The organism is Corynebacterium tuberculostearicum (assembly GCF_022347235.1).
Lineage (GTDB): Bacteria > Actinomycetota > Actinomycetes > Mycobacteriales > Mycobacteriaceae > Corynebacterium > Corynebacterium tuberculostearicum_F.
Window position 1 is genome coordinate 77,781 of the sequence record NZ_JAKRDX010000006.1, and the last position, 23,889, is coordinate 101,669.

24 protein-coding genes, 2 tRNA genes and 2 pseudogenes are annotated in these 23,889 nt (G+C 60.0%); 13 read left to right on the forward strand and 15 right to left on the reverse strand.

Going from position 1 to position 23,889, the window contains the following annotated elements; genetic code table 11:
- Positions 1-5: 5 nt before the first annotated feature.
- From MHK09_RS04870 to rpmH, 8 genes are read right to left on the reverse strand one after another with little or no spacing between them, the layout of a single operon-like run.
- Positions 6-584: a 2-methylaconitate cis-trans isomerase PrpF family protein gene (locus MHK09_RS04870; RefSeq protein WP_250412846.1), complete on the reverse strand. Its 579-nt coding sequence runs from the start codon at positions 582-584 to the stop codon at positions 6-8.
- A 9-nt stretch (positions 585-593) separates the two neighbouring features.
- Positions 594-1,634, reverse strand: a complete 1,041-nt coding sequence (locus tag MHK09_RS04875; protein WP_250412847.1) for a ParB/RepB/Spo0J family partition protein — start codon at positions 1,632-1,634, stop codon at positions 594-596.
- 6 nt (positions 1,635-1,640) lie between these two features.
- On the reverse strand, positions 1,641-2,489 hold the full coding sequence (locus MHK09_RS04880; protein ID WP_005326017.1) for a ParA family protein: 849 nt from the start codon (positions 2,487-2,489) through the stop codon (positions 1,641-1,643).
- Between the two features lie 10 nt (positions 2,490-2,499).
- Positions 2,500-3,099: a 16S rRNA (guanine(527)-N(7))-methyltransferase RsmG gene (gene rsmG / locus MHK09_RS04885; RefSeq protein WP_040425466.1), complete on the reverse strand. Its 600-nt coding sequence runs from the start codon at positions 3,097-3,099 to the stop codon at positions 2,500-2,502.
- Between the two features lie 29 nt (positions 3,100-3,128).
- Complete coding sequence (gene yidC / locus MHK09_RS04890; RefSeq protein ID WP_250412848.1) at positions 3,129-4,106, reverse strand: membrane protein insertase YidC; 978 nt, start codon at positions 4,104-4,106, stop codon at positions 3,129-3,131.
- Between the two features lie 13 nt (positions 4,107-4,119).
- Positions 4,120-4,335: a membrane protein insertion efficiency factor YidD gene (gene yidD, locus MHK09_RS04895; protein WP_005326014.1), complete on the reverse strand. Its 216-nt coding sequence runs from the start codon at positions 4,333-4,335 to the stop codon at positions 4,120-4,122.
- Positions 4,336-4,382: 47 nt separating this feature from the next.
- Positions 4,383-4,745 (reverse strand): ribonuclease P protein component, encoded by a 363-nt coding sequence (gene rnpA / locus MHK09_RS04900; RefSeq protein WP_200435906.1) that lies wholly within the window; start codon positions 4,743-4,745, stop codon positions 4,383-4,385.
- Between the two features lie 3 nt (positions 4,746-4,748).
- Positions 4,749-4,892 carry a 50S ribosomal protein L34 gene (gene rpmH / locus MHK09_RS04905; RefSeq protein WP_003847033.1) on the reverse strand — a complete coding sequence of 48 codons (144 nt, stop codon included), beginning with the start codon at positions 4,890-4,892 and terminating at the stop codon, positions 4,749-4,751.
- Positions 4,893-5,562: 670 nt separating this feature from the next.
- On the opposite strand from rpmH, the gene dnaA reads away from it, so the two are divergent.
- The 5 genes from dnaA to gyrB all read left to right on the forward strand — a co-directional run bounded on the left by dnaA (position 5,563) and on the right by gyrB (position 13,076).
- Complete coding sequence (gene dnaA / locus MHK09_RS04910) at positions 5,563-7,185, forward strand: chromosomal replication initiator protein DnaA (RefSeq protein WP_150850218.1); 1,623 nt, start codon at positions 5,563-5,565, stop codon at positions 7,183-7,185.
- 745 nt (positions 7,186-7,930) lie between these two features.
- Positions 7,931-9,112, forward strand: a complete 1,182-nt coding sequence (gene dnaN, locus MHK09_RS04915; protein ID WP_179387173.1) for a DNA polymerase III subunit beta — start codon at positions 7,931-7,933, stop codon at positions 9,110-9,112.
- Positions 9,112-10,287 (forward strand): DNA replication/repair protein RecF, encoded by a 1,176-nt coding sequence (recF, locus tag MHK09_RS04920; RefSeq protein ID WP_005325992.1) that lies wholly within the window; start codon positions 9,112-9,114, stop codon positions 10,285-10,287. Before dnaN ends, recF begins: the two co-directional genes overlap by 1 nt.
- Positions 10,280-10,849 (forward strand): DciA family protein, encoded by a 570-nt coding sequence (locus MHK09_RS04925; protein WP_005325990.1) that lies wholly within the window; start codon positions 10,280-10,282, stop codon positions 10,847-10,849. Before recF ends, MHK09_RS04925 begins: the two co-directional genes overlap by 8 nt.
- A gap of 157 nt (positions 10,850-11,006) precedes the next feature.
- Complete coding sequence (gene gyrB, locus MHK09_RS04930) at positions 11,007-13,076, forward strand: DNA topoisomerase (ATP-hydrolyzing) subunit B (RefSeq protein WP_250412849.1); 2,070 nt, start codon at positions 11,007-11,009, stop codon at positions 13,074-13,076.
- 70 nt (positions 13,077-13,146) lie between these two features.
- Here the strand turns inward: gyrB and MHK09_RS04935 are convergent, their stop codons facing one another.
- The 5 genes from MHK09_RS04935 to MHK09_RS04955 are packed head-to-tail and all read right to left on the reverse strand — an operon-like array spanning position 13,147 to position 16,006.
- Positions 13,147-14,622: an MFS transporter gene (locus MHK09_RS04935; RefSeq protein WP_250412850.1), complete on the reverse strand. Its 1,476-nt coding sequence runs from the start codon at positions 14,620-14,622 to the stop codon at positions 13,147-13,149.
- A gap of 42 nt (positions 14,623-14,664) precedes the next feature.
- A complete protein-coding gene (locus tag MHK09_RS04940; RefSeq protein WP_005326876.1) occupies positions 14,665-15,102 on the reverse strand; it encodes a DUF6918 family protein in 438 nt (145 codons plus the stop codon).
- Positions 15,103-15,122: 20 nt separating this feature from the next.
- Positions 15,123-15,479: a hypothetical protein gene (locus MHK09_RS04945; protein ID WP_250412851.1), complete on the reverse strand. Its 357-nt coding sequence runs from the start codon at positions 15,477-15,479 to the stop codon at positions 15,123-15,125.
- A 38-nt stretch (positions 15,480-15,517) separates the two neighbouring features.
- A complete protein-coding gene (locus MHK09_RS04950) occupies positions 15,518-15,778 on the reverse strand; it encodes a cell filamentation protein Fic (protein WP_250412853.1) in 261 nt (86 codons plus the stop codon).
- Positions 15,779-15,784: 6 nt separating this feature from the next.
- Positions 15,785-16,006, reverse strand: a complete 222-nt coding sequence (locus tag MHK09_RS04955; protein WP_250412855.1) for a CopG family transcriptional regulator — start codon at positions 16,004-16,006, stop codon at positions 15,785-15,787.
- 78 nt (positions 16,007-16,084) lie between these two features.
- Here MHK09_RS04955 and gyrA point away from each other — a divergent pair, with 78 nt between their 5' ends.
- From gyrA to MHK09_RS04975, 4 genes are all read left to right on the forward strand, one after another.
- Complete coding sequence (gene gyrA / locus MHK09_RS04960; RefSeq protein ID WP_005326873.1) at positions 16,085-18,637, forward strand: DNA gyrase subunit A; 2,553 nt, start codon at positions 16,085-16,087, stop codon at positions 18,635-18,637.
- 3 nt (positions 18,638-18,640) lie between these two features.
- Positions 18,641-18,979, forward strand: a complete 339-nt coding sequence (locus MHK09_RS04965; protein WP_034667939.1) for a DUF3566 domain-containing protein — start codon at positions 18,641-18,643, stop codon at positions 18,977-18,979.
- 162 nt (positions 18,980-19,141) lie between these two features.
- Positions 19,142-19,218, forward strand: a tRNA-Ile gene (locus tag MHK09_RS04970).
- A 9-nt stretch (positions 19,219-19,227) separates the two neighbouring features.
- A tRNA-Ala gene (locus MHK09_RS04975) sits at positions 19,228-19,300 on the forward strand.
- A 356-nt stretch (positions 19,301-19,656) separates the two neighbouring features.
- Here the strand turns inward: MHK09_RS04975 and MHK09_RS11870 are convergent.
- Together MHK09_RS11870 and MHK09_RS11875 are read right to left on the reverse strand one after the other, a co-directional pair.
- Positions 19,657-19,875 (reverse strand): annotated as a pseudogene (locus MHK09_RS11870) (IS110 family transposase); the annotation flags it as partial.
- 16 nt (positions 19,876-19,891) lie between these two features.
- Positions 19,892-20,119 (reverse strand): annotated as a pseudogene (locus MHK09_RS11875) (IS110 family transposase); the annotation flags it as partial.
- 631 nt (positions 20,120-20,750) lie between these two features.
- On the opposite strand from MHK09_RS11875, the gene MHK09_RS04985 reads away from it, so the two are divergent.
- The 4 genes from MHK09_RS04985 to MHK09_RS05000 are packed head-to-tail and all read left to right on the forward strand — an operon-like array spanning position 20,751 to position 23,867.
- Positions 20,751-21,344: a hypothetical protein gene (locus tag MHK09_RS04985; RefSeq protein WP_250412856.1), complete on the forward strand. Its 594-nt coding sequence runs from the start codon at positions 20,751-20,753 to the stop codon at positions 21,342-21,344.
- Positions 21,341-22,384: an ABC transporter ATP-binding protein gene (locus MHK09_RS04990; RefSeq protein ID WP_250412858.1), complete on the forward strand. Its 1,044-nt coding sequence runs from the start codon at positions 21,341-21,343 to the stop codon at positions 22,382-22,384. The genes MHK09_RS04985 and MHK09_RS04990 overlap by 4 nt, the downstream gene beginning before the upstream one ends.
- Positions 22,381-23,133: an ABC transporter permease gene (locus MHK09_RS04995; RefSeq protein WP_005325973.1), complete on the forward strand. Its 753-nt coding sequence runs from the start codon at positions 22,381-22,383 to the stop codon at positions 23,131-23,133. The genes MHK09_RS04990 and MHK09_RS04995 overlap by 4 nt, the downstream gene beginning before the upstream one ends.
- Positions 23,130-23,867 (forward strand): ABC transporter permease, encoded by a 738-nt coding sequence (locus tag MHK09_RS05000; protein ID WP_005325972.1) that lies wholly within the window; start codon positions 23,130-23,132, stop codon positions 23,865-23,867. The genes MHK09_RS04995 and MHK09_RS05000 overlap by 4 nt, the downstream gene beginning before the upstream one ends.
- The last annotated feature ends 22 nt before the right edge of the window (positions 23,868-23,889 follow it).

Below are 23,889 nucleotides of genomic sequence, written 5' to 3' on the forward strand. Positions count from 1 at the left end.
CGAATCTAGGCCAAAGCGCGGGCCAGGAGATCTTCGGCGGCTGCCGCACTGAGCATATCGTGCTCGGGCGGCAGCTCGAGCCGCAAGCGGGGGAGTACTGGGTGATCTGCGGCCACCTCAAAGCCGGCGGAGCGCAAAGTCTCATAAGACATCAGCCCGATATAGGCCGGTTTGTGGCCCAAGAAATCCGCTGCTGCCGCAGGATCGCCGTAATAGCCAAAGGCCTCCACGGCGGCGCTGCCGCGGTTAGTGAGGTGCATAATGGCGGCGTCGACAAGCACTGCTTCAATGCCACGCCCCATTAAATGTGCCTTAACGAAGAGCGAGGTAATGATCTCCGCATCGTTTGAAATGGGGGCGGTGGGAAGCTTGGCGGCGCCGGCAGCATCCTCGCGGGAGCAAAAGAGAATGGTGGCGTCCTCGCCCACGGTAAAGCCGCACTGACCAAAGGAGAGCAGGGTAGTAGCCAGCCACACTTCCTTTTCAAAGGCGGGATCGACCACGGAGGCCTCCAGCTCCCAAAAGGTACTGCGCGCGGCCTGGCGGTGAATGCGCGCGCCTTCGCGTACCGGCTCGAGGATCATCGCCTCGGACTACTGCTGACCCTCAATGAGCGCCATGATGCGCTCGAAATCTTCTTGGTCCCCAAATTCCACGACCATCTTGCCCTTGCGCTTGCCCATGGTCACGGTGACCTTGGTATCGAAGCGGTCGGACAGGCGCTCAGCGGAATCGGTAAAGTACTGCGGCTGCGGTGCCGGCTGCTTCTTCTTGGATTCGGCCGGCTTACCATCGCGCTTGTAGAGGGTGACTGCCTCCTCGGTCGCGCGTACGGACAGGCCCTCCGCGATGATGCGGTTGGCAATGTATTCCATGGCCTCGGTGTCATCCAAGGACAATAGGGCACGCGCGTGGCCGGCAGATAAGGTATCAGCAGCTACGCGCTTTTGTACCTCTACCGGCAGCTTGAGCAGGCGCAACATATTGGTCACCTGTGGGCGCGAACGGCCAATGCGGTCCGCCAGCTCGTTCTGGGTAACACCGAATTCTTCCAGCAGCTGCTGGTAGGCGTGCGCCTCTTCCAAGGGGTTGAGCTGTACGCGGTGGATGTTCTCCAGCAGGGCATCGCGCAACAGGTTGTCGTCCTTGGTATCGCGCACGATGGCCGGAATCGTGGCCAGGCCCGCCTTGGAGGAAGCGCGCCAACGACGCTCACCCATGATGAGCTCAAAGCCGCCTTCCTCGGAAGGACGAACGACCACAGGCTGCAACAGGCCAAACTCGCGGATCGAGTGGACGAGCTCGCCGAGTTCATCCTCGTCGAAGACCGTGCGCGGCTGCTTCGGGTTGGGGATGATATCCCCAATGGAAATCTCACGGTAGGTCGCACCGATAGGAGCCGGGGTGGCTTGGCGCTTCTTGGAGGACTTAGAGCCAGAACCCTGCTGAATGGTGGGGGCTCCCTTTACGCGCTTGCCTTCACCACCTTTCCGGCCCGGCTGCGGGGTGGAATTTCCCAAAATAATATCCGCGGCGGAATCGCCCAAGCGCGGCTTGCGGGTAGGAGCATCAGGACCGGACGGGATGAGTGCGGCTAGGCCTTTGCCAAGGCCGCCTTGCTTCTGTTCTGCCATGAGTTCCTATCCTTCCAATTCCGCGTAAATCTCTGGGCTCACGCCAATCGCCCCGGTGGTCGGGTGCGGGCGGTAATCGCCACGCCGGTCAAGCTCGCGCGCGGCCGCAAGGTAGGCGCGGGCACCGGTGGACGAGGGAGCGTAATCAATAACCGTAGTACCGTACCCCGGTGCCTCGGAAACGCGCACGGAGCGCGGGATAACATTGGCCAGCACCACGGCTCCGAACTGTTCGCGGACGTTATCGGCCACGTCCTCGGCCAAGCGCGTGCGGGCGTCATACATGGTCAGCAGCACGGCGGAAATATGCAGATCCTCGTTGAGGTGCTCGCGAATCATGGAGATATTGCCCAGCAGCTGGCCCACGCCCTCCAGGGCGTAATACTCGCATTGAATCGGGATGATGACCTCTTCAGCGCAGGTCATCGCGTTAATGGTGAGCAAACCCAGCGATGGCGGGCAATCAATGAAGACATATTCGAAGCCGTGCTCTTCAAGGAAGCCATTATGTAGGGCGTCGTACAGCCGAAATTCACGGCGTACCAAGGAGACCATTTCAATCTCTGCGCCAGCCAGATCAATGGTGGCGGGGATGCAGAAGAGGTTCTCGTTGTGCGAGGAGGGCTGCATGGCCTTCTCGGCGGTGCAGTCCCCAAGGAGCACCTCATAGCTGGAATCGGTGCCGGAATTATGTTCCGCGCCCATGGCCGTGGAGGCGTTTCCCTGCGGGTCAAGATCGATCACCAGCACTTTTTTGCCCTCTGTGGCTAGCGCTGCGGCCAAGTTGGCGGCGGAGGTGGTTTTGCCTACGCCGCCTTTCTGGTTAGCAATGGTGATAAGGCGCGGATTAGTCATGCCGTCTACTTTAGTTCACGCGCGGGACACGAATGATCGTGGTTCCCTCGATGGTGCTGACCTCGGCCTTTCCACCGCCGGCCTTCTTAATGTCGGCGGCATCGCGTTCCAGTTCCTCGTGTACCGAAGAACCCTTCAGCGCGATCATCTCGCCACCCTTGCGCACGAGCGGCAGCGACCACTTCGCCAGCTTGCCCAGGGGCGCGACGGCGCGGGAGGTGACCACGTCTGCTCCCGCCACGGCCTTTTTAATCGGTCCCTCTTCGGCACGGCCGCGCAGGACCGTCACGTTGTCTAGGCCCAGCTCTTCTACGACTTCGTTGAGGTAGTTATAGCGCTTGAGCAGCGGCTCGATCAGAGTGATCTGCAGGTCCGGGCGCGCAATGGCCAGCGGAATGCCGGGCAGCCCGGCACCCGAGCCGACGTCGATAACCGTGGCACCCTCCGGGATTGCCTGCTTGACGACGGCACAGTTAATAATGTGCCTGTCCCACAAGCGTGGCACCTCGCGGGGGCCTATAAAACCACGAGTGGACCCGTCTGTAGCGAGCGAATCATGGTAAGCCTGCGCGAGGGGCAAGCGGGAGCCGAATACTACTGACGGGTCCATCTCGGACACGATGGGGTTCTCCTCCGTGTTTATTTGTTTTTGCGCTGTTTCTTGGTGCGGTTGTCCTTCTTGCGGGCACCCGGCTTAGGCGCGGAAGTGCGCTTGGCCTCAACCTTAGCGGCTTCCTCTTCTTCTTCCTCGCGGTCCATCTTGGCATAGACGATGCGGGTTTGGAAGAAGGTCCAGACCGTATTGGCCATCATGTAGAACAGCAAGCCAATCGGCCAGATGAAGCCGGAGAAGACCAGCATGGCCGGCATGACCCACAGCATCATCTTGGACATCATGGCCATTTGCTGCTGCATCATTTCCGCGTTCTGGCCCTGCGGTGCTTGGGTCTTGCCAGCAGCACGGCGCTTTTCCTGGCGGTTGAGGCTCATGCGGGCGTTGAAGTGCGTCAGGACCGCAATGATGGCGATCATCGGAACGATGATGACGGCAGCCTGGCTGGTAGTAACACCCTCTACAATCGGCGAGTTCAAGCGCAGGTTGGTCACCAGCGGAACATCAAAGATCTTGGCGTCTAGGAACTGCTGAACCAGGTCCGGCTTAAAGATGTAGTTCGCGGTATTGGCGTTATCCTCAATGGACATTGGGTCACCACTGGGGTGGCCAATACCACCGGCTACCGCAACGGTGCGGTCGAAGGAGCGCAGCACGTGGAACAAACCAACGAACATTGGAATCTGCACGAAGACCGGCAGGCAGCCGGCCATCGGACGAACGCCGGACTCCTTGTAGACCTTCTGCATTTCCTGCGCGGCCTTGGTTTGGTCATTGCCGTACTTCGCGCGGATTTCCTGCACCTTAGGCTGGATTTCCTGCATCTTGCGCGAGGAACGAATCTGGCTAATGGTCGGCTTGACCATGAGTGCCTTAAGCGTCCAGGTCAGCAGCACAATGGCCAGAATCCAGGTAATGCCCCAGGCGGGGTCCATTACGAGGGACAGCAGCCAGTGCCAGAACCACAAAACGGCCGAAATTGGCCAGTAAATGAAATTAAGCACGAGTGTTTAATCCTCAATTGTTGTTGGTACCCGGGACCGGATCGAATCCGCCCGGATGCCAGGGGCCGCATTTGCAGACCCTGGCTATTGCCATCGCCGTACCCTTGATTGCGCCGTGTTGAGAAAGCGCCTCTAGGGCATAAGCACTGCATGTCGGCTCGAACCGACAGGTCGATACCATCTTAAGGCCAGAGACATGTTTTTGGTAGAAACGAACCACTTTGACCATTGGTTTGGCCAATCCTCTGGCTGGGGGAATTTCCTCCCCGCGGGAATTTAGATATCCCATTGCTTGCGCAGTGCTTTGGCAAGATCTTTTTCTAATTGCTCACTGCTAGCAGTGGCGCTGGCGGGCAAGGCACGGATGACTACGTCCACGCTGGCGGGCAGCTTGGGAATGAATGTCATGCACACATGGCGAAGCCGCCGGGAGGTGCGGTGGCGAACCACTGCATTCCCGACGGCTTTAGAAACAATCAGCCCAAATCGCGGCCCAGTGGCGGCGATATCGGCTGCCTTGTCCGTACCTGCGTTGTCGTGCGCATGCACGACGACCGTACGAGTGCCCGCCCGGCGACTACCCTTCATCGTGCGCCGAAATTGCGTCGGCGACGTGAGCTTGTGCTGGGCTGGAAGCATAACTTATGCAGTCAGCTTTGCGCGGCCCTTCTTGCGACGAGCTGCAACAATGGCGCGACCTGCACGGGTGCTCATGCGGGTGCGGAAACCGTGCTTGCGAGCACGACGACGGTTGTTCGGCTGGAACGTGCGCTTACCCTTTGCCACGTTAATTCTCCTTGAAGTTGTGCGTAGGCACACCACCGCGATGCAGCGGCACGCCCACTGATGAATAGATTCCATGAACCTGACGCATCACAGTCTCTCCGGTGCACGGCGAGCCGACGGGCCCAGCCGGTGCGAGGTGACGCAGTCACTTTCACGCGCAACTCTTTGTTGCAATAGACCATGCCAGATTACGTGATTTCTGCCGCTGGGAACAAATCGACACCCGGGTACACCCGAAATTACATAAATGTTTTTTCCTGCAGCTAGAGGGCCAGATTCTGTGCTCTTACTGCACCTAATCCGTCACACAGTAAGACCCACCCCAACCCACACCCGGGTGGTGAATTTTTCTCGCTAGACACACCCGCCGTTTCGGCGGTAGAACAGAAGAATCAAATTCCACAGCCCAACCGGTCATGTGGATAACTCTAAATCAACGCTTGAGACTTGTGCAGTTTCCGCAGCATAGGGCCATAAACTGACCAATGAAGAGTTATCCACAGTCATGAACTAAGCTGTGAATAACTATTTAATCCACACCTGTGGATAACTCTGTGGAGATCGAGGTGACTCGATAAAAACCGATGTGAAAACCACGGTGGAATCCGCAGTGAAAATTGTTATTCAATGTCCACCCGTCCCCGACTAAATTCCACAAAGGTAGCCTGTTGTGACTGACCCACAAGCGAACCTGCATGCCGTTTGGCGCGCGGTCGTTGATGACCTGCTCGCACAATCCGAGCAACCCAATTCCGAGGTCCCCAGTTTTTCGCACTCACAGCGCCTTTACCTCCAACTGGTTCGCCCCATCATGATGGTTGAGGGCTACACCCTCGTTGCCGCCGAAAACCTGGATGCCAAAAATGTGGTCGAAAATGAGTTGGGCGAGCACATTGCCAAGGCATTAACCCGCCACCTAGGCCGACCGTGTTCCTTTGCGGTTACCCTTGCCACCCCGCAAGAGCCACAGCCGCCGGCCGCGGACCCTGCACCACAGCCAACACCCCCTCAACAACAGCAACCGCCGCAGAACACGGAATCTACCCAGAACTACATTCCGCGCCCACAGCAAACGGATGCCGCTGCACAGCAGGCCCCTTCCCAGAACAATTGGCAGTCGAGTCACGCCCCTGCAAGCCTGGATGAGCTGGCCCAGCACTATAACCAACAGCAGGCAGAATCCGCGGGAAATTTCTCCGGTGCTGCCACCAATTCTGCCCGCATCCCGCGCGAGGCCCCTGCGCACGATCCCAACCGTGAAACTTCCCTCAATCCGAAGCACACTTTCGATAGCTTCGTCATCGGTTCTTCGAATCGTTTTGCCAATGGTGCCGCCGTGGCTGTGGCCGAGAATCCCGCCCGTGCGTACAACCCACTATTTATCTGGGGTGGCTCTGGCCTGGGTAAAACGCACCTTTTGCATGCCGCCGGCAATTACGCCCAGGTACTGCATCCGGGTCTGCGCGTGAAGTATGTGTCTTCGGAAGAATTCACGAATGACTATATTAATTCCCTGCGCGATGACCGTCAGGAATCATTCAAGCGGCGCTACCGCAATCTCGACATTTTGATGGTCGATGACATCCAATTCTTGGAAGGCAAAGAATCCACCCAGGAAGAGTTCTTCCATACTTTCAATGCGCTGCACCAAGCCAATAAGCAGATCATTTTGTCTTCGGACCGCCCACCGAAGCAACTAACCACGCTGGAAGATCGCCTCCGCACCCGCTTTGAAGGCGGTCTTATCACCGATATTCAGCCGCCAGATCTAGAAACGCGTATCGCGATTTTGATGAAGAAGGCGGCCAATGACGGCACCGAAGTGGATCGCTCCGTGCTTGAGCTCATTGCCTCTCGTTTTGAGTCATCTATTCGTGAGCTCGAAGGCGCACTGATCCGCGTTTCGGCCTATTCTTCCTTGGTGAATGAGCCAATCAACGTGGAGATGGCAGAAATCGCGTTGCGCGATTTGGCCCCAGATTCCGCCGATAGGCAAATCACCGCTACCTCGATCATGGAGGTCACGGCAGAATTCTTCGATATTGATGTAGAGACTCTGCGCGGCGCTGGCAAAAAGCGTGCGGTGGCGCATGCACGCCAGTTGGCTATGTATCTGTGCCGCGAGCTCACGGAGCTATCCCTTCCCAAGATCGGTGAACAGTTCGGCGGCAAAGACCACACCACCGTCATTTACGCGGATCGCAAGATCCGCAAAGAGATGACTGAAAAGCGCAATACCTACGACGAGATCCAGGCGCTTACCCAGCGCATCAAGAATCGCGGTCGCGCCTAGATCTCGTCACCTTTTCTACAGCTCCTTCCTTAAGCGCCTTCCTTATATAAAGGAGGGCGCTTTTGTCTGCCCCTTGTCACTTCGAGGATTCTGCTCGCACTACTTAAAGGTGAGACCAGAACTACCAGATCAGAGATTCTTGACTGAGACGCCGAAACCTGGTTCAAACCGTCCACACAGCCGCCTACACCTTCGTGTAATTCCACAAAGAACCCAGAAGGTTCGCGAAAAGTACTCTCTTAACTGCGAAAAGAGTTATCCACAGCGTTATTCACACTTGTGTAATTTCATCTTTGTAATTCGTAGATCTTACTCACAGTTTTAAATTCCACAGGCCCTATGCTGGGAGAACCACCCTGTGATCAGTGCTGTGTGTAGATCGGTGATCAAATGACAAAACCTGTGGATAAAACGGTGATCCCGTTAGTTGTCCACATTTCGCCCCGATTGATCACAGCAAGATCACAAGAATTGGCACACCCCAGATCTATGTCCTGAACTTGTCATTTACCTGGTTACCCACAGATCCCACAGCGCTTATTACTACTACTAAATTATTTCTCTGATCTGTATAGAAGAAAGAGGGTGTGTGGAGTTCGGCCCGGCCTGCCTCCGGCCAGGCGCGGATCGAACGGGCAGAGATGGAATTACACGTTGTGGCGCACCCCGCCCGATGCGGTAAGTTGGAAGCCAGTCTTTTGTAAGTAACAAATTTCCTACTTGCCCCAGAGGAGCTCTTCGCACCATGGATGAAGCCGTGTCATTTCGCGTTGCCAAAGATGACCTTGCCAACGCCGTAGCGTGGGTTGCTCGCAGCCTGCCGTCCAAGGTCACCCAGCCCGTGCTCCGCGCGATGCTGATCACCGCGGATGACAATGGTCTTGAGTTCACTGGCTTCGATTACGAGGTATCCACCCGCGTCCGTATCGCCGGCATGGTGGATGAACCCGGACAGATCGCGGTAGCCGGCAAGCTCCTCTCTGACATCGTCGCTTCCCTTCCCAACAAGGAAGTGGAGATCTCCCAGGTAGATTCCAAGGCCCTGGTTACCTGTGGTTCTTCCCGCTTTGAACTGCCACTGATCCCTCTGGATGATTACCCGCAGCTTCCGGTCCTACCGGAGGTTACCGGCACCATCCAGCCGCAGCTATTCGTCGAGGCCATCCACCAGGTCGCCGCCGCGGCCGGCAAGGATGACACCCTGCCCATGCTCACCGGTGTGCACATGGATATCCGTGGCAAGGACATTGAGATGACGGCAACGGACCGCTTCCGCCTGGCCATGCGCACCTTGGAATGGGAGCCGAAGTCGCCGGATGTAGAAGCGAAACTCTTGGTGCCTGCGAAGACCCTGCAGGAAACCGGTCGTTCCTTGGATCCGCACCTGAATATCCCAGTGGAAATCGCTGTGGGCACCGATGACAATATTGGTGCCGATGGCCTCTTTGGCCTGCACGCGGATAATCGCGAGACCACCACGCGCATGCTGGATGCGGACTTCCCTAATGTGCAGCCCCTGTTGCCGAAGAGCCACACCAATATTGCCTCCATTGAGGTCGCCCCGCTCCAGGAAGCAATTCGCCGCGTGTCTTTGCTGACGGATCGCAACGCGCAGATCCGGATGGAATTCGCCGATGGCCAGGTAACCCTTTCCGCCGGTGCGGATGCTGGTAACGCCACCGAGACCCTGCCGTGTGCATTCCATGGCCGCGATGAATTCCTCATCGCCTTCAATCCGGGCTACCTCAAGGATGGCTTGGGCGTCATCAATACCGACCGCGTGGTCTTCGGCTTTACCGAGCCTTCCCGCCCCGCCATCATGATCCCAGAACCGGAAGAGCTGCCTGAGGCCGATGAAGATGGCAACTTCCCCACGCCGGAGACCAACTTCACCTACTTGCTCATGCCGGTTCGCCTGCCGGGCTAATGTACGTCAGGGATCTCGATGTTCGGGATTTTCGCTCGTGGCCCGAACTTAATGTGCAGCTAGGGCCGGGGATCACCCTTTTTGTCGGGCGCAATGGCTTTGGCAAGACCAATATCGTTGAGGCCATTGGCTATACCGCCCACCTTTCTTCCCACCGCGTTTCCCACGATGCACCGCTGGTGCGCCAAGGCGCGGACAGCGCGCGGGTATCCATTACCGCGGTGAACCAAGGCCGCGAGCTTACTACCCATTTGCTGATTAAGCCCCACGCGGCCAACCAAGCACAGATTAATCGCACCCGCCTGCGCAGCCCTCGTGAGTTGCTGGGTGTGGTAAAAACTGTGCTCTTTTCCCCGGAGGACTTGGCCCTGGTGCGCGGGGAGCCGGCCGGGCGCCGCGCCTACCTCGATAGCATCATTGCCTCGCGGACTCCGCGCCTAGCGGGCGTGAAGGCCGACTACGACAAGGTGCTCAAGCAACGCAATGCCCTGCTGAAATCGGCCTCCGGCAGCCTGCGCCGCGGCTATTCCGATAGCGATGGCGCCGCTGCATTGGCCACCTTGGATACCTGGGATGCGCAGCTTGCCCGGCTCGGCGCCCAGGTGATTGCTGCGCGCCTTGCGCTTGTCGACGCCCTCTTGGACCACATCCCCGCCGCCTATTCCGGCCTGGCGCCAGAATCGCGGCCGGCGCACGTGGAGTATAAGTCCACGATCGATACCTCCGATCGCGAGGTGCTAGAGGCCGTGCTGCTCACCGAGTTGGCTGCCGCCCGGCAGCGCGAGATCGAACGCGGCATTTCCCTGGTGGGCCCTCACCGCGATGATCTGGTGCTCAACCTGGGTGATCAGCCGGCCAAGGGCTTTGCCAGCCACGGCGAGACGTGGTCCTACGCCATCGCGCTGCGCCTGGCGGAATTCAACCTCCTGCGCCAGGAGGGAGGATCCGATCCGGTGCTCATCTTGGATGATGTCTTTGCCGAGCTCGATGCCAAGCGCCGCAAGCAGCTGGTCCACTTGGCCGCCGAGGCCGAACAGGTGCTCATTACGGCGGCCGTGGATGAGGATCTGCCCGGAAACTTGGAACCCATCGTGCGCTACCGCGTGAGCGTAGAAGACACCGAGACCGGCCGCATTTCCAAGCTCAGCGCCGAGGAAGGTGAGGGGAATGAGTGAGGATCAAGGGGGCGTCGGCAAGCAGCGCATCGATCCCGTCACCCAGTATTTCAAGCTGGTTCGGTCCACCTCCAAAAACCCGCCGAAGCTGACCCGTCCGGTGCCGAAGATGCCGGTGCCTTCGCTGGAGAAGGCGCAAAAGCAGGGGTATATGGGCTATCAACGGGGCATACCCACTGGCCCGGATGGCAGGAAGAAGCGGCGCACCTTGACCGTGCCGAGCCTGGGATCCCAAATTAACCGCGAGGTAGTCAACCGTGGGTGGGAGCATGACCTGGCCAATGGCTGGGTGATGGGCAATTGGGAGCATCTGGTGGGCGAGCGCATCGCCGCGCATACGCAGCCGCAGCGGATTAAGGACAAGATTGTCTACGTATCCTGCGATAACTCCACGTGGGCAACGGAGCTGCGCTACCTGCAGCGGCAAATCCTGCGGAAAATCTCTGACCGCCTGGGCCCCGATGTCATTGTGGAACTGCGGATTCACGGGCCGAAGCAAAGGCGCAATTACGAGGGGCGGCAGTGGGTCAAACCGCAAGGATCACAAGATACCTACGGCTAATAGGCTGAGGTTTACTCAGACCTGCACAATGTAAAGAACCTCAGAGCGCGCCAGATTCCTATCTCTCACGGGTGTGGGGTGTCTTTCAGTAGGGGGTATCCGTGTAGAATAGTCAAGGTCTTAGAATTAGCTATAGCCAAAAGGAGAGCACGAATCCGTGGCTGAAGAACACGCATATGATGCCGGGTCAATTACGATCCTGGAGGGCCTCGAGGCCGTCCGTAAGCGCCCCGGCATGTACATTGGTTCGACCGGTTCGCGCGGCCTGCACCACCTCATTTGGGAGATCGTTGATAACTCCGTCGATGAGGCCATGGCCGGCTACGCCGACAAGGTTACCGTCAAGCTGCTGGAAGATGGCGGCGTCGAGGTCATCGATAATGGCCGTGGCATCCCGGTAGAAATGCACGCCTCTGGCGCACCTACCGTCCAGGTGGTCATGACCCAGCTGCACGCCGGCGGTAAGTTCGACTCCGACTCCTATGCCGTTTCCGGCGGCCTGCACGGCGTCGGCATTTCCGTGGTGAACGCGCTGTCTACCCGCGTGGAGGCGGAGATTAAGCGCGACGGCAAGCACTGGTACCAAAACTTCCAGAACGCCATCCCAGACGAGCTCGTTGAGGGTGGCAATGCCCGCGGCACGGGCACCAAGATTCGTTTCTGGGCGGACCCGGAAGTTTTTGAAACCACCGAGTACGATTACGACACCATCGCCCGCCGCCTGCAGGAAATGGCCTTCCTGAACAAGGGCCTGAGCATTGAGCTCATTGACGAGCGCGTCACCGAAGAACAGATCGAGCTGGAGGAAATCGCCGATGCAGAATCCGGCGAGACCAGCGCGGATGAAACCTCCTTCGATGATGCCCCGGACGCCGGCGATACCTTCAACGAAGAATCCGGCGAGGCGAAGGACGCTGCGGCAGAGAAGAAGCGCCGCAAGAAGGTAACCTTCCACTACCCAGATGGCTTGACCGACTACGTCAAGTACCTCAATAAGTCCAAGACCGCGATCCACCCGACCATCGTTTCCTTCGATGCGAAGGGCGAGGACCACGAGGTAGAGGTAGCGCTGCAGTGGAACCAGGGCTATAAGCAGTCCGTTCACACCTTTGCCAATACCATCAACACCCACGAGGGCGGCACGCACGAAGAGGGTTTCCGTGCGGCCCTAACCTCCCTGATGAACCGCTACGCCAAGGAGCATAAGCTCCTCAAGGAAAAGGACGGTAACCTCTCCGGCGATGACTGCCGCGAGGGCTTGGCGGCCGTCATTTCCGTCAAGGTGGGCGATCCGCAGTTCGAGGGTCAAACCAAGACCAAGCTGGGCAATTCCGAGATCAAGGGCTTTGTCCAGCGCGCGGTCAACGAGCACGTCAATGACTGGTTCGATGCCAACCCGGCAGAGGCCAAGGCCATTATCAATAAGGCTGTGTCCTCCGCGCATGCCCGCATGGCTGCCCGCAAGGCTCGCGAGATGGTGCGCCGCAAGTCCGCCACCGACCTCGGTGGCCTGCCGGGCAAGCTCGCGGATTGCCGTTCGAAGGATCCGAAGATTTCCGAGCTCTACATCGTGGAGGGTGACTCTGCAGGTGGCTCCGCTAAGGGCGGCCGCGATTCCATGTTCCAGGCCATCCTGCCGCTGCGCGGCAAGATCCTGAACGTGGAGAAGGCCCGTATGGATAAGGTCCTCAAGAATGCCGAGGTTCAGGCGATTATTACCGCGCTGGGTACCGGCATCCACGAGGAATTCGATATCAAGAAGCTGCGCTACGACAAGATCGTGCTCATGGCCGATGCCGACGTTGACGGCCAGCACATTGCCACGCTGCTTCTGACCCTGCTCTTCCGCTTTATGCCGCAGCTGGTTGAGGACGGCCACGTGTTCCTGGCTAACCCGCCGCTGTACAAGCTCAAGTGGTCTAAGGGTACTCCGGGCTATGCTTTTTCCGACGCCGAGCGCGATAAGCTGCTGGCCGAGGGCTTGGAGCAAAACCGTAAGATCAACAAAGATGACGGCATCCAGCGCTACAAGGGCTTGGGCGAGATGAACGCCTCCGAGCTGTGGGAGACCACGCTCGACCCGAGCACCCGCATCCTGCGCCGCGTGGACCTGGAAGACGCGCAGCGCGCCGATGAGCTCTTCTCCATCCTCATGGGTGACGATGTCTCGGCCCGCCGCTCTTTCATTACCCGCCGCGCAAAGGACGTCCGCTTCCTGGATATCTAGAGCGCAGTATGAAGCCCACCGTGGAATTTACCGCGGTGGGCTTTAATTGTGGCGTCGGAAAGCGCTGGGCCTAGGCCTGGGATCTGTGCTGATCCGCTACGGCGAATCCTAGGGAAGCAAGGCACATGGCGAGGATGACGCCGAAGCCGGCAATGATGGACAGCGGCCAGTCCGCGCTTGTGCCGTGCAAGGTGGCAAAAACGATGGCCGTAATAATGGCAAGCCCAATGGCCGTACCGATGCGCTGGCCGGTCTGGAGGACGGCGCCGGACGATCCGGCGTAGGCCTGTGGAACATGCGCCAAGGTGAGCGTTTGGTTGGGGGAGATGACCGAGCCTTGGCCGCCGCCAACAAGGGCCAGCGAAAGGACCATCCACCATTCGCTGGCTCCCCATTGCTCGGTGGCCCAGATAAGCGCAATGGTGGCAATGAGGCCGGAGATGGTCACGAGCATGCCCAGCACCACGACTTTGCGGCCGTGGACGGATACGGATCGACCGGCCAGTGTGGCAGAAATGGAGCTCAACAAGGCAGCCGGAATGCCTACGGATCCGGCAGCCAAGGCGGAGTGTCCGAGTCCGCTTTGGAAGTAGAGTGCCACGAGCACCCAAATGCTGGTAATACCCATAAACCACAAGGTGGCGATGATGGTGCCATTGCGAAAACTCGGGGTGGCGAAGATAGTGAGATCCACCATCGGCGGATGGCCGGTGGCCTTGTGGCGGCGCTCCCATAGCACCCATCCCACAAGGAGGACGGCGCCCAACAATAGGAGCCACCACACCGCCGGGGAAGCGGACGATTCCATGAAGGGGAAGAGGATGGCCCATACGGCAGCGCCGAGGATCAGCGCGCCGATGGGATCCAGGGTGGCTAGGGCCTTGAAGATGCCCAATTTATTGCCGGCGTCATCGCGTACGCGAGAGAACAGCGGCCGGGGAAACCACAGCAATCCTAAGATGATGGCAATAAGGCCGACGGGGAAATTGACCAGCATGGTCAGTCGCCAACCTAGGTCCGCGCCGCCGAGGCGAATGAGCAGGCCGCCCAGTACCGGTCCGATAGCCACGGCGATGCCCACCGTGGAGCCAAAGTAGCCGAAGGCGCGGGCGCGTTCCGGACCGCGGAAGTACTGCTGGATCATTCCCACGCCCTGCGGATTGAGCAGACCAGCGCCTAGGCCTTGGATAAAACGGGCGGCGTTGAGTGCCTCCGCGTTGGGGGCAAAGCCGGCGACGGCGGCGCTGAGGGAATAGATAGCAATGCCCGCCAAAAAGATTCCGCCGCGGCCGACGAGATCTCCAGCGCGGCCGGCCGCCACAAGGATGACGCCAAAGGTGAGCGCATAGCCGGAGAGCACCCATTGCACATCAGACTCAGAGGCTCCCAGGCCCGATTGAATCGAGGGCAGGGCTACGTTCACGATGGACACGCTCAGCAGGGACATGAACAGCGCCGTGAGCAAAACGATAAGTACCCGCCAGCGGGCGGGATCTTGGCCGGCGGGGTACTCGGTTTGGTTAGCTGCGGAAGTAGTCACTTCCACACTTATACTCTGCGGTTTGTTCTAGGTTCAACCGCGCGGAAACTACATGTGTTTTTGCAGCACGCGGCCGAAATCCGGTACCGCAGGGGTGAGGAACTTCGAGGCCTTACCGCGCAAGGAGTTATAAGGCTTAGACAGCGCGGGGGAGTTAATCTGCTCGGCGTGCTTATCGGCCACCGACATGATGGAATCGCTCACCTGGGTGCTGCGGGGCTCGAGGAAGGAACCGAAATCCTGCTCGGAGCTGCGTGCAAACTCTTGCCAGTGCGGATCTAAAGCGTCGAGGATATCCGGCAACACGCGGCCTAGCGCCTTGGTGATGATGGCGGAGTCTACCTTCTTCGCGGCGGCGACGGCGCCCTTGAGCGCCATGCCGGTAATGCCCGATTGCTTGGCGACGACCCCCTCAACCAGCTCGCCGCAATCGTTAATCACCGCAGTGCGCTGCGGACCTGACATAAGTTCAGAAAGATGTGCCATGCTGCACCACCTTACGCGAGTTAGGCGGGCTGGCCCGGCAGGCCAGGGAGGTTGGCCTGAATGGCAGCAATCTGATCGGCGATCTGGCCCAAGCCGGCATCGCGGGCAGCTTTCTCCAGATCGACGTTAGGGGAGTACAGGGCCACGGCGCTGGCCAGCGCGGTGACACCGGCGGCCGCTGCGGTGATAATCAGGGCGAGGTCCAGCTGGGAAGAACCGGTAGAGGAGCCACCGGCCTCGCCCGGCTGAAAGTCCGGATTTACCGTTTCTTTCCAGGAATCGGCATCAGCGGCGGTAGCGGTAGGAGCAGTTACGGCGGTGGCAGCTAGCGCCACGGCGGTCAGGCCTGAGGCGGCAATCTTCTTGCAGCGGGACATGGTGGTAGTTCCTTTCTTGGGTCACTATCCCCAGTAACTTAGGTAACTTCTTTAACACTAAGGTAGACGCGCGCGCTGTACTTTGCGAACTCTGCGTTATACCCGTTAAGCGCTGGCACGCGGGCTAATACCTCCGCCATGGCGCGGGCGGCATCGCGGTGGTTGTCATGAATGGCTATTCCTTCCACCTTGGCGGTGCTGGCAGCCGCCGCGGCCGCCAGGGCGGCGAAGTTGATGATGCGGACGTTAAAACGAGCGCAAAATTCGCGAGCCAAGAGGTAGAGCTGTTCAGTGCTCATAATCGCCTAGGACTGTGTGGGCCGGGTGCGGCGGATTTCCGCCTCCAGCTCAGCGCGGCCGGGGAGGAGGGCGCGGGCGGTGGATTGCACGTGGGCGTCGGCAAGCGTGCGGGCGGCGGCCGCAACAACGGCGCGCACCACTGCCTCGTGCTTGGAGGTGCCCTGCGCGGAAGCCAGTAGCGTGAGCGCGTGATCCTGCTCGTCCGTAAGTCGCAATGTCATTGCCATGCCTCAGTGATACCACGGTGATACCATCCGTGCGGCAATTCGAGTTCTGAAAGGCGCTAGAGGGTAGAATTTGGCGTTATGAGTGACAATAACGACGATCTTTTTGATCGCATATTTCCCATTGACATTAATGAGGAGATGGAGTCGAGCTACATCGACTACGCCATGTCCGTCATCGTCGGCCGTGCCCTGCCGGAGGTGCGCGATGGCCTGAAGCCGGTGCACCGCCGCATCCTCTACGCGATGTTCGATTCCGGTTACCGCCCGGAGCGCGGCTACGTAAAGTCCGCCCGTCCGGTCTCGGACACCATGGGTCAGTTCCACCCGCACGGTGACTCCGCTATTTATGACACCTTGGTGCGTCTGGCCCAGTCCTGGAACATGCGCTATCCGCTGGTGGATGGCCAGGGTAACTTCGGCTCCCGCGGTAACGATGGCCCGGCAGCAATGCGTTATACGGAGTGCAAGCTCACCCCGCTGGCCATGGAGATGGTGCGCGATATCCGCGAGAACACCGTGGACTTCTCGCCCAACTACGATGGCAAGACCAGCGAGCCAGACGTCCTGCCGTCCCGCGTTCCGAACCTACTCATGAACGGTTCTGGCGGCATTGCCGTGGGTATGGCCACCAATATTCCGCCGCATAACCTCAACGAGCTGGCCGAGGCCATCTACTGGATGCTGGATAACCCAGACGCCGATGAAGAGGCTGCGCTGGAAGCCTGCATGGAACGCGTCAAGGGCCCGGATTTCCCCACCGCTGGCCTCATTGTGGGCGATCAGGGCATCAAGGATGCCTATACCACCGGCCGCGGCTCCATCCGCATGCGCGGCGTGACCTCCATCGAGGAGTCTGGATCCCGTCAGACCATCGTCATTACGGAGCTGCCGTTCCAGGTCAACCCGGATAACCTCATCTCTAATATCGCGGAGTCCGTGGCCAGCGGCAAGATCGCGGGCATCTCCAAGATTGAGGATGAGTCCTCCGACCGCGTGGGCATGCGCATCGTGGTCACCCTTAAGCGCGACGCTGTGGCGCGTGTGGTGCTCAATAACCTCTACAAGCACTCCCAGCTGCAGACCTCCTTCGGTGCCAACATGCTCTCCATTGTTGACGGCGTGCCGCGCACCCTCCGCCTGGATCAGATGCTGCGCTACTACGTGGAGCACCAGATCGAGGTCATCGTTCGCCGTACCCAGTACCGCTTGAACGAGGCCGAGAAGCGCGCCCACATCTTGCGCGGTTTGGTCAAGGCCCTGGATATGCTGGATGAGGTCATCGCCCTTATTCGTCGTTCGCCCACCGTGGACGAGGCGCGTGAAGGCTTGAAGGAGCTTCTCGACGTCGACGATATCCAGGCCGATGCCATCCTGGCCATGCAGTTGCGCAAGCTGGCCGCCCTGGAGCGTCAGAAGATCATCGATGAGTTGGCCGAAATCGAGCGCGAAATCGCCGACCTGAAGGATATCCTCGCCCGCGAGGAGCGCCAGCGCCAGATTGTCCACGATGAGCTGGCAGAGATCGTCGATAAGTATGGCGATGAACGCCGCACCGAAATTATTCCGGCGACCGGCGATGTCACCGATGAGGACCTCATCGCCCGCGAGAACGTCGTGGTCACCATTACCTCTACCGGCTACGCTAAGCGCACCAAGGTGGATTCCTATAAGGCACAAAAGCGCGGCGGCAAGGGCGTGCGCGGCGCTGAGCTCAAGCAGGACGATATTGTGAAGAACTTCTTCGTCTGCTCTACGCACGACTGGATCTTGTTCTTTACCAACTTCGGCCGTGTTTACCGCCTCAAGGCCTATGAACTGCCAGAGGGCGGTCGCGCCGCACGCGGCCAACACGTGGCTAACCTGCTGGAATTCCAGCCGGAAGAAAAGATCGCGCAGGTCATCCAGATTCAGTCCTACGAGGACGCTCCTTACCTGGTCCTCGCCACCCAGCAGGGCCGCGTGAAGAAGTCCCGCCTGACCGATTATGAGTCCGCGCGTTCCGCTGGCCTTATCGCCATCAACCTCAACGAGGGCGATGCGCTCATCGGCGCACAGCTCGTCTCCGAGGGCGATGACATCCTACTTACCTCCGAGCAAGGCCAGGCTATCCGCTTTACTGCCGACGACGACCAGCTACGCCCCATGGGCCGCGCTACCGCCGGTGTGAAGGGCATGCGCTTCCGCGGCGATGACCAGCTGCTATCCATGTCCGTGGTCCACGATGGCGAGTTCCTTTTGGTAGCCACCTCTGGCGGCTACGGCAAGCGCACCGCCATTGAGGAATACACCCCGCAGGGCCGCGGTGGCTTGGGCGTTATGACCTTCAAGTACACCCCGAAGCGCGGCAAGCTCATCGGTGCCATCTCCGTCGATGAGGATGACGAGATCTTCGCCATCACCTCCGCCGGCGGCGTCATCCGCACCGAGGTGGACCAGATTCGTCCGTCCTCCCGTGCGACCATGGGTGTGCGCTTGGTGAACCTGGCCGACGACGTCGAACTGCTTGCCATCGACCGCAACGTCGAAGAAGATGGTGAGGAAGACGCTCAGGCTGTAGCCAAGGGTGAAAAGACCGTGGATGAGGTCCAGCAGGAGCACAAGGCTGGCGATGCTTCCAAGGATGAGGAGTAATTAATGGCACGACGAGACGTAACGATTACGCGAATCTCGCCCACCTCCGCGTTCCGCGTTGGTCTGGCCTTGTCACTCGTCGGACTCATTGCCTGGATGCTGGCCGTATGCCTGCTCTACATCGGCCTGAACCAGGTGGGCATCTGGGAATCGCTCAATAGCCTCGTCGGCGGCGTGGGCGGCGGATTCGAGGTCACCTTCGGTGTCGTCATCTCCGCCTCCGCGCTCATCGGCGTTATTTTCGCCGTTCTCCTTACGTTGCTGGCACCACTGATGGCGGTTATTTATAACGCCATAGTGGACGTCTTTGGCGGCCTGCGGGTCGACCTAGACAACCGCTAGCGCCTCTCTCGTTCTGGAAGGTGCCGGCACCTTCGGGTGTCGGCATTTTTCTTTCTTCCGTGCAAATCTTTCCCCTCTTTCGAGTTGCAAGAAATATTTGTTGAGCAGGCGATTTGTGTAAATCCGGGGATAGTATGTAGAGTTAATTCTCGTTCCGCACAAGGGCCTATAGCTCAGTCGGTTAGAGCGCATCGCTGATAACGATGAGGTCGCTGGTTCGATTCCAGCTAGGCCCACCACGGAACAATGGGGCATTAGCTCAATTGGTAGAGCATCTGCTTTGCAAGCAGAAGGTCAGGAGTTCGATTCTCCTATGCTCCACAGCATGAAGTCCGGCTTCCTCTTCGGAGGGGCCGGACATTTTTCATTTCTGCGCTCATTCCCAAGCGCTCTGAGAAGTGACTCAATGGCGAGCGCTCCACTCGGATCACCATTTTCGTCCATATAAACCGGCAAAACTGTCGACGAAAATTGAGGTTTGGATGGACGATATCGTTGAAGACAGCACTAAGGCAGTCTCGAAAAGGGGGGTGTTCCTATATAGGTTGTCAACTCCGTGGGTGGGCTTGTTTGGGGGTGTGAACGGCTTCTGCTTCGTCTCGTAGATGTTGTTTTGGGTACCTTGAGGAGCCGGTTGGGCTTGCTGTGCAATCGGCTTGGATGGGGGTCTGTTGGCTTTAGGCTGCTGCAGCCTCCTGAGCTGTAGAGATGTCTCGGTAGTGCTCGCCGTTTCGCATCATGGCGAAGAGGACGTTGAGGCGTCGGCGTGCGAGTGCGACGACTGCGGCGTTGTGTCTTTTGCCTTCTTTGCGTTTTTGTTCATAGAGTTGCCGGGAACGCTCGTGGAATCTGATCGATGCAAAAGACGATTGCCATAGGGCGTTCTTTAATTTTTGTTGAGCGATCGTCTGCCCCCATGTGTTGGGCGACTGCGACGGTTAATCGGCCGATGTTGTTGGGCTGATCGACAATGACAAGGACCGAGGCGTTGTCGGCGAGGAATTGGCCGAAGAGCTTGCGTAGCGAGCCTTCATGCTGATTGATGCGTTTGGACAGGACTTGCCTGCCTTGGGGATCGAGGACGCAGGCGTGGTGGAAGTATTTGCCGACGTCCACGCCAATGACGAAGTCATAGGCCATGGGTGTGTTCCTCCTAGCGATGAATTAGAAGTTGGACTATTTGAGCTTCATCGCTGGGGGTGGTCGGACATACTTAGTACTGGCATCTACATTACTGTGAGACCTCGTACCACCTGGGCTGGGTCAGGTTCCTATTGAGCTGTTTGAGTATGTCACTGTCTTCGGAGGCATCACCCCCGGATCATTTTCAGACAGGGGCGGGAATAAGCCATACCGAAGCCAGCGACTAGTTCTACTGTCCTTTCAGACGGAGGGAACGGAAATAAACATAGCCCGCCCAATCGGGTGGACAGGCTATGAATCTTCGGTGCCCTGAGGTGGAACTGCTAACAACGAAATGGGGGGGAGCGGGGGCAAAGTCAATAATTCGAGTCTGGCATAAGTAGATAAGGATTGCCTAACCTAATACTGTTTCAAGTTATGTTCCCGATCGGGAATCGGCAACGGAAGCGAGGCGGCGACGATGAACAGAAAACGTGGATCGACCAGAGAACCCCTCTCCGGAGGGGGAGTCGGGGACGCGGGCCCGGACGGGACGGGCGACGGCGACGCCGTGGCATCGCAGACGGACGATGGGCGGTTGGTACACGTCGCACCGGTCGCAGCGGGTGGCCGACCATCCACCCGCGATATGCTCGGCGGCGCCATCGTCGAAGTGCGGCGCAACCTGGTGTCGTCGCAAAGCGGAATCGGCTACGAATGCCCGGACATCGACGTCGTACGCGAGGTGTGCCCCTCGATCCTCGGATATTCCTACCACGTCGCCTTCGATGCTCTCCCCGATGAGTCGGTGGAGAAGATCCGCACGTCGAGACTGTACGCGATGCCCGTCGTCTCCGGTCTGCTCGCCCGTCTCGGGGCGGCCGTGACGTCGCGGAAGGCGCGGGCGAAGGGCACTCCGCAACCCGCCGAGCTGGTCGTCGCACTGTCCTCCGTCGGCGCGGGCGATGCGGGGTCGGCGGCCGAGACAACCGTCGCCCGGGCGACTGGCCCGGGTTCCTACAAAATGACCGCGGCCATTGCCGCCGCCACCGTTGCGTCGGTCGCGGGGAAGCCGGTCGCGCCGGGGTGCCGGGATCTCGTCGGCCACCCCCGGCTCCTCGAACCGGTCCTCGCCTTCGCCCGCGATGCGGGCATCCATATCGAAACGCCGCATGACAACCCGACCACGGGGCCACTGCCGGCAGCGGCCCACTGCGACACCAAAGAAAAGGAGAAACGATGACGGATCAAGCTGAACGGGGTGCGGCGATCGTCGTCCGCGACCTCACGAAGAGCTACCCGATTGCGGGCAAAGCCGGCACCGCGCCCGGAGGCGGGGCAGGTGCTCCGCCGGACGGCGGGCGCAAGGGAAAGCGCGGCGCCCGGATGCGCAAGCATGTGCTCGACGGCGTGAGTTTCACCGTGCCCGCCGGGTCGATCGTGTCGTTCCTCGGCCACAACGGCGCAGGCAAGACCACCCTCATCCGAATCCTGTCGACGCTCATCACCGCAGACTCCGGCGAGGTGAGCATCTTCTCGCGCGATGTGAAAGAGGATCCGGCGGGCGTGCGCGCTGACATTGCCACCACCGGCCAATTCGCGGCGATCGACGAGAACCTCACCGGCCGGGAGAACCTGGAGTTCTTCGGGCGTCTGCGCGGACTCGACCGCGCCGACGCGGCCGCCCGCGCGACGGAACTGCTCGCGCAATTCTCGCTCGCGGACAGTGCCTCGACGTTGGCGTCGGCCTATTCGGGTGGCATGCGGCGCCGCCTCGACATCGCCGCGTCGCTGTGCGTCGTGCCCAGGTTGCTGTTCCTCGACGAACCCACGACGGGGCTGGACCCGGTCAGCCGCGAAGAGTTGTGGGGCTTCATCCGGCAACTGCGGGACGACGGAATGACCCTGGTGCTGACCACCCAGTACCTGGAAGAGGCGGAGGCGCTGGCAGACCACGTCCATCTGCTCAAGGACCGCCGCATCGTCGCCAGCGGAACGCCGGAGGAATTGCGTCGCGACTTCGGGTCGCACGTGCTCCGCGTGTCCTTCGCCACCGCCGCCGGGGCGGAGGCATTCGCCCGCTGCCTAAGGGGAGCGTGTCTGGACCGCGCCCGCGTCGCGGGGAAGATGGTGTCCCTCGACGTCGACCCCGGACCGCAGGTCCTCGAGGCGGTGGCGCGGGCGATGGAGGCCTCGGAAGCGTTGCCGGATTCGCTGAGCGTGTCGCCGCCCACCCTTAACGAGGTGTTCATATCGATGAACGCGGGGGGTGCGGCGCGATGAGTGCGACGTCGGTCGCGGCGTTCCTCCGTCGGGATCTGCTGCTGTTGCGACGCAACACCGCGTCGCTGATCTCCATGTTCGTCGTTCCTCCCCTCTTCCTGCTGTGCCTGTACGCGGTGTTTGGGTACTCAGCAGGGCAATCCGGCTTCGGGTACCTGCGTTTCGTGCTCGGCGGCTGCCTGTTCCAGGCGGCGATGTTCACCGCCGCGGCGTCGGCGATGGCGGTGGGACAGGACGTCGAATCCGGGCTCGTCGACCGTGTGCGCGTGTTGCCCGGGGCCACGGGCGGCTATGTCGCCGGCAGGCTCGCCACCGATGTGCTGCGGATGTCCGCGTCGATCGCGGCGCTGCTGATCGTCGCGTGGGCCTGTGGCCTCGACATGGCTCTCGGTGACGTCGCGTGGACAGTCCTGTGGTCACTGCTCGCTGCCGCGGTCCTGTCCCTGGTCACGGACGGGGTGATCCTGATGGTGCCCGCTCCGGTGTCGACGGCCTCATCGATCCAGGCGCTGGAAATGCTGCTGCTCATGTTCTCCACCGCGTTCATTCCGACGACCGCTGTGGACGGCTCCCTGCGCGACATCGTGCGCCACATGCCTTTTTCGCCGGTGATCGAGGTGATCAGGGCGGCGTCCCCGGGCGCCTTCCCGAATCACGCCGGGGAAGAGGCCGCCCTGTGGCTCGGTGTCGCGACGGTCGTCGGAATCGTCCTGTTCATCCGCCTGTTCACCTCGAGGAGCGAATCATGATCGACGCCATTTTCGTGCATCTGCGGCGCATCGTCCACACTTGGCTGCGGCGCCCTGACTTCTGGTTCATGACGTTCATTGCTCCGCTCGTGTACCTGTTCATCGTCAACCGCATGTTCGGTAGCCTGGTCAGGCAGCTCACCGGAGAGTTCGAACTCCGGAACGCGGTCATCCTTGTCGTAACGGCGTGGGCGTTCATCTTGGCCATCACGGGATCGTCCACCGTGTTCGTTGAACGCAGCAATGGCCTCCACGAGCGGTTGATCACAATGCCGGCACCGTACGCGGCCGTGCCGACCGCACGGATAATCGCCGAGTTCATCCGGATCATGGCGATGACGATCGTCGTCGCGGCGGTGGCCGCCTTGCTTTCCGACGGCCCCCTGGAGGTGTCCTGGTGGTGGAGGATCACGGTGACCGGCGCGATGGTTGCCGCCGCGGCCGCATGCACCGGCACGTACATCGCGTTCTCCATCACCAGCCCCCAGGGATCCGTGGCCCTTATCCCGTTGATAATCGTTGCGATGTTCGTCAACACGGTGCTCATGCCCGCCGACCACTTCCGTCCCCTCCTGCGCGGAATCGCCGGGCACACCCCCGTATCCGCGGCCGGCGAGGCCGTCAACGGTACCGGGGCTGCGGGTCTGGTGGTCTGCGCGGCCTGGTTCTTTGGTATCGCCGTGCTCGCGGCGTGGGGCATCGCCGTGAAAACGAGGCCGGGGGAGTCTGCATGACGGCCCGCGAATCCGAGCATCT

Coding starts and splice junctions, on each gene's coding strand:
- MHK09_RS04870 (WP_250412846.1), bottom strand. CDS start 584: ATGATCCTCGAGCCGGTACGCGAAGGCGCGCGCATTCACCGCCAGGCC.
- MHK09_RS04875 (WP_250412847.1), bottom strand. CDS start 1,634: ATGGCAGAACAGAAGCAAGGCGGCCTTGGCAAAGGCCTAGCCGCACTC.
- MHK09_RS04880 (WP_005326017.1), bottom strand. CDS start 2,489: ATGACTAATCCGCGCCTTATCACCATTGCTAACCAGAAAGGCGGCGTA.
- rsmG (WP_040425466.1), bottom strand. CDS start 3,099: ATGGACCCGTCAGTAGTATTCGGCTCCCGCTTGCCCCTCGCGCAGGCT.
- yidD (WP_005326014.1), bottom strand. CDS start 4,335: ATGGTCAAAGTGGTTCGTTTCTACCAAAAACATGTCTCTGGCCTTAAG.
- rnpA (WP_200435906.1), bottom strand. CDS start 4,745: ATGCTTCCAGCCCAGCACAAGCTCACGTCGCCGACGCAATTTCGGCGC.
- dnaN (WP_179387173.1), top strand. CDS start 7,931: ATGGATGAAGCCGTGTCATTTCGCGTTGCCAAAGATGACCTTGCCAAC.
- recF (WP_005325992.1), top strand. CDS start 9,112: ATGTACGTCAGGGATCTCGATGTTCGGGATTTTCGCTCGTGGCCCGAA.
- MHK09_RS04925 (WP_005325990.1), top strand. CDS start 10,280: ATGAGTGAGGATCAAGGGGGCGTCGGCAAGCAGCGCATCGATCCCGTC.
- MHK09_RS04940 (WP_005326876.1), bottom strand. CDS start 15,102: ATGGCACATCTTTCTGAACTTATGTCAGGTCCGCAGCGCACTGCGGTG.
- MHK09_RS04945 (WP_250412851.1), bottom strand. CDS start 15,479: ATGTCCCGCTGCAAGAAGATTGCCGCCTCAGGCCTGACCGCCGTGGCG.
- MHK09_RS04950 (WP_250412853.1), bottom strand. CDS start 15,778: ATGAGCACTGAACAGCTCTACCTCTTGGCTCGCGAATTTTGCGCTCGT.
- MHK09_RS04955 (WP_250412855.1), bottom strand. CDS start 16,006: ATGGCAATGACATTGCGACTTACGGACGAGCAGGATCACGCGCTCACG.
- gyrA (WP_005326873.1), top strand. CDS start 16,085: ATGAGTGACAATAACGACGATCTTTTTGATCGCATATTTCCCATTGAC.
- MHK09_RS04965 (WP_034667939.1), top strand. CDS start 18,641: ATGGCACGACGAGACGTAACGATTACGCGAATCTCGCCCACCTCCGCG.
- MHK09_RS04985 (WP_250412856.1), top strand. CDS start 20,751: ATGCTCGGCGGCGCCATCGTCGAAGTGCGGCGCAACCTGGTGTCGTCG.
- MHK09_RS04990 (WP_250412858.1), top strand. CDS start 21,341: ATGACGGATCAAGCTGAACGGGGTGCGGCGATCGTCGTCCGCGACCTC.
- MHK09_RS04995 (WP_005325973.1), top strand. CDS start 22,381: ATGAGTGCGACGTCGGTCGCGGCGTTCCTCCGTCGGGATCTGCTGCTG.
- MHK09_RS05000 (WP_005325972.1), top strand. CDS start 23,130: ATGATCGACGCCATTTTCGTGCATCTGCGGCGCATCGTCCACACTTGG.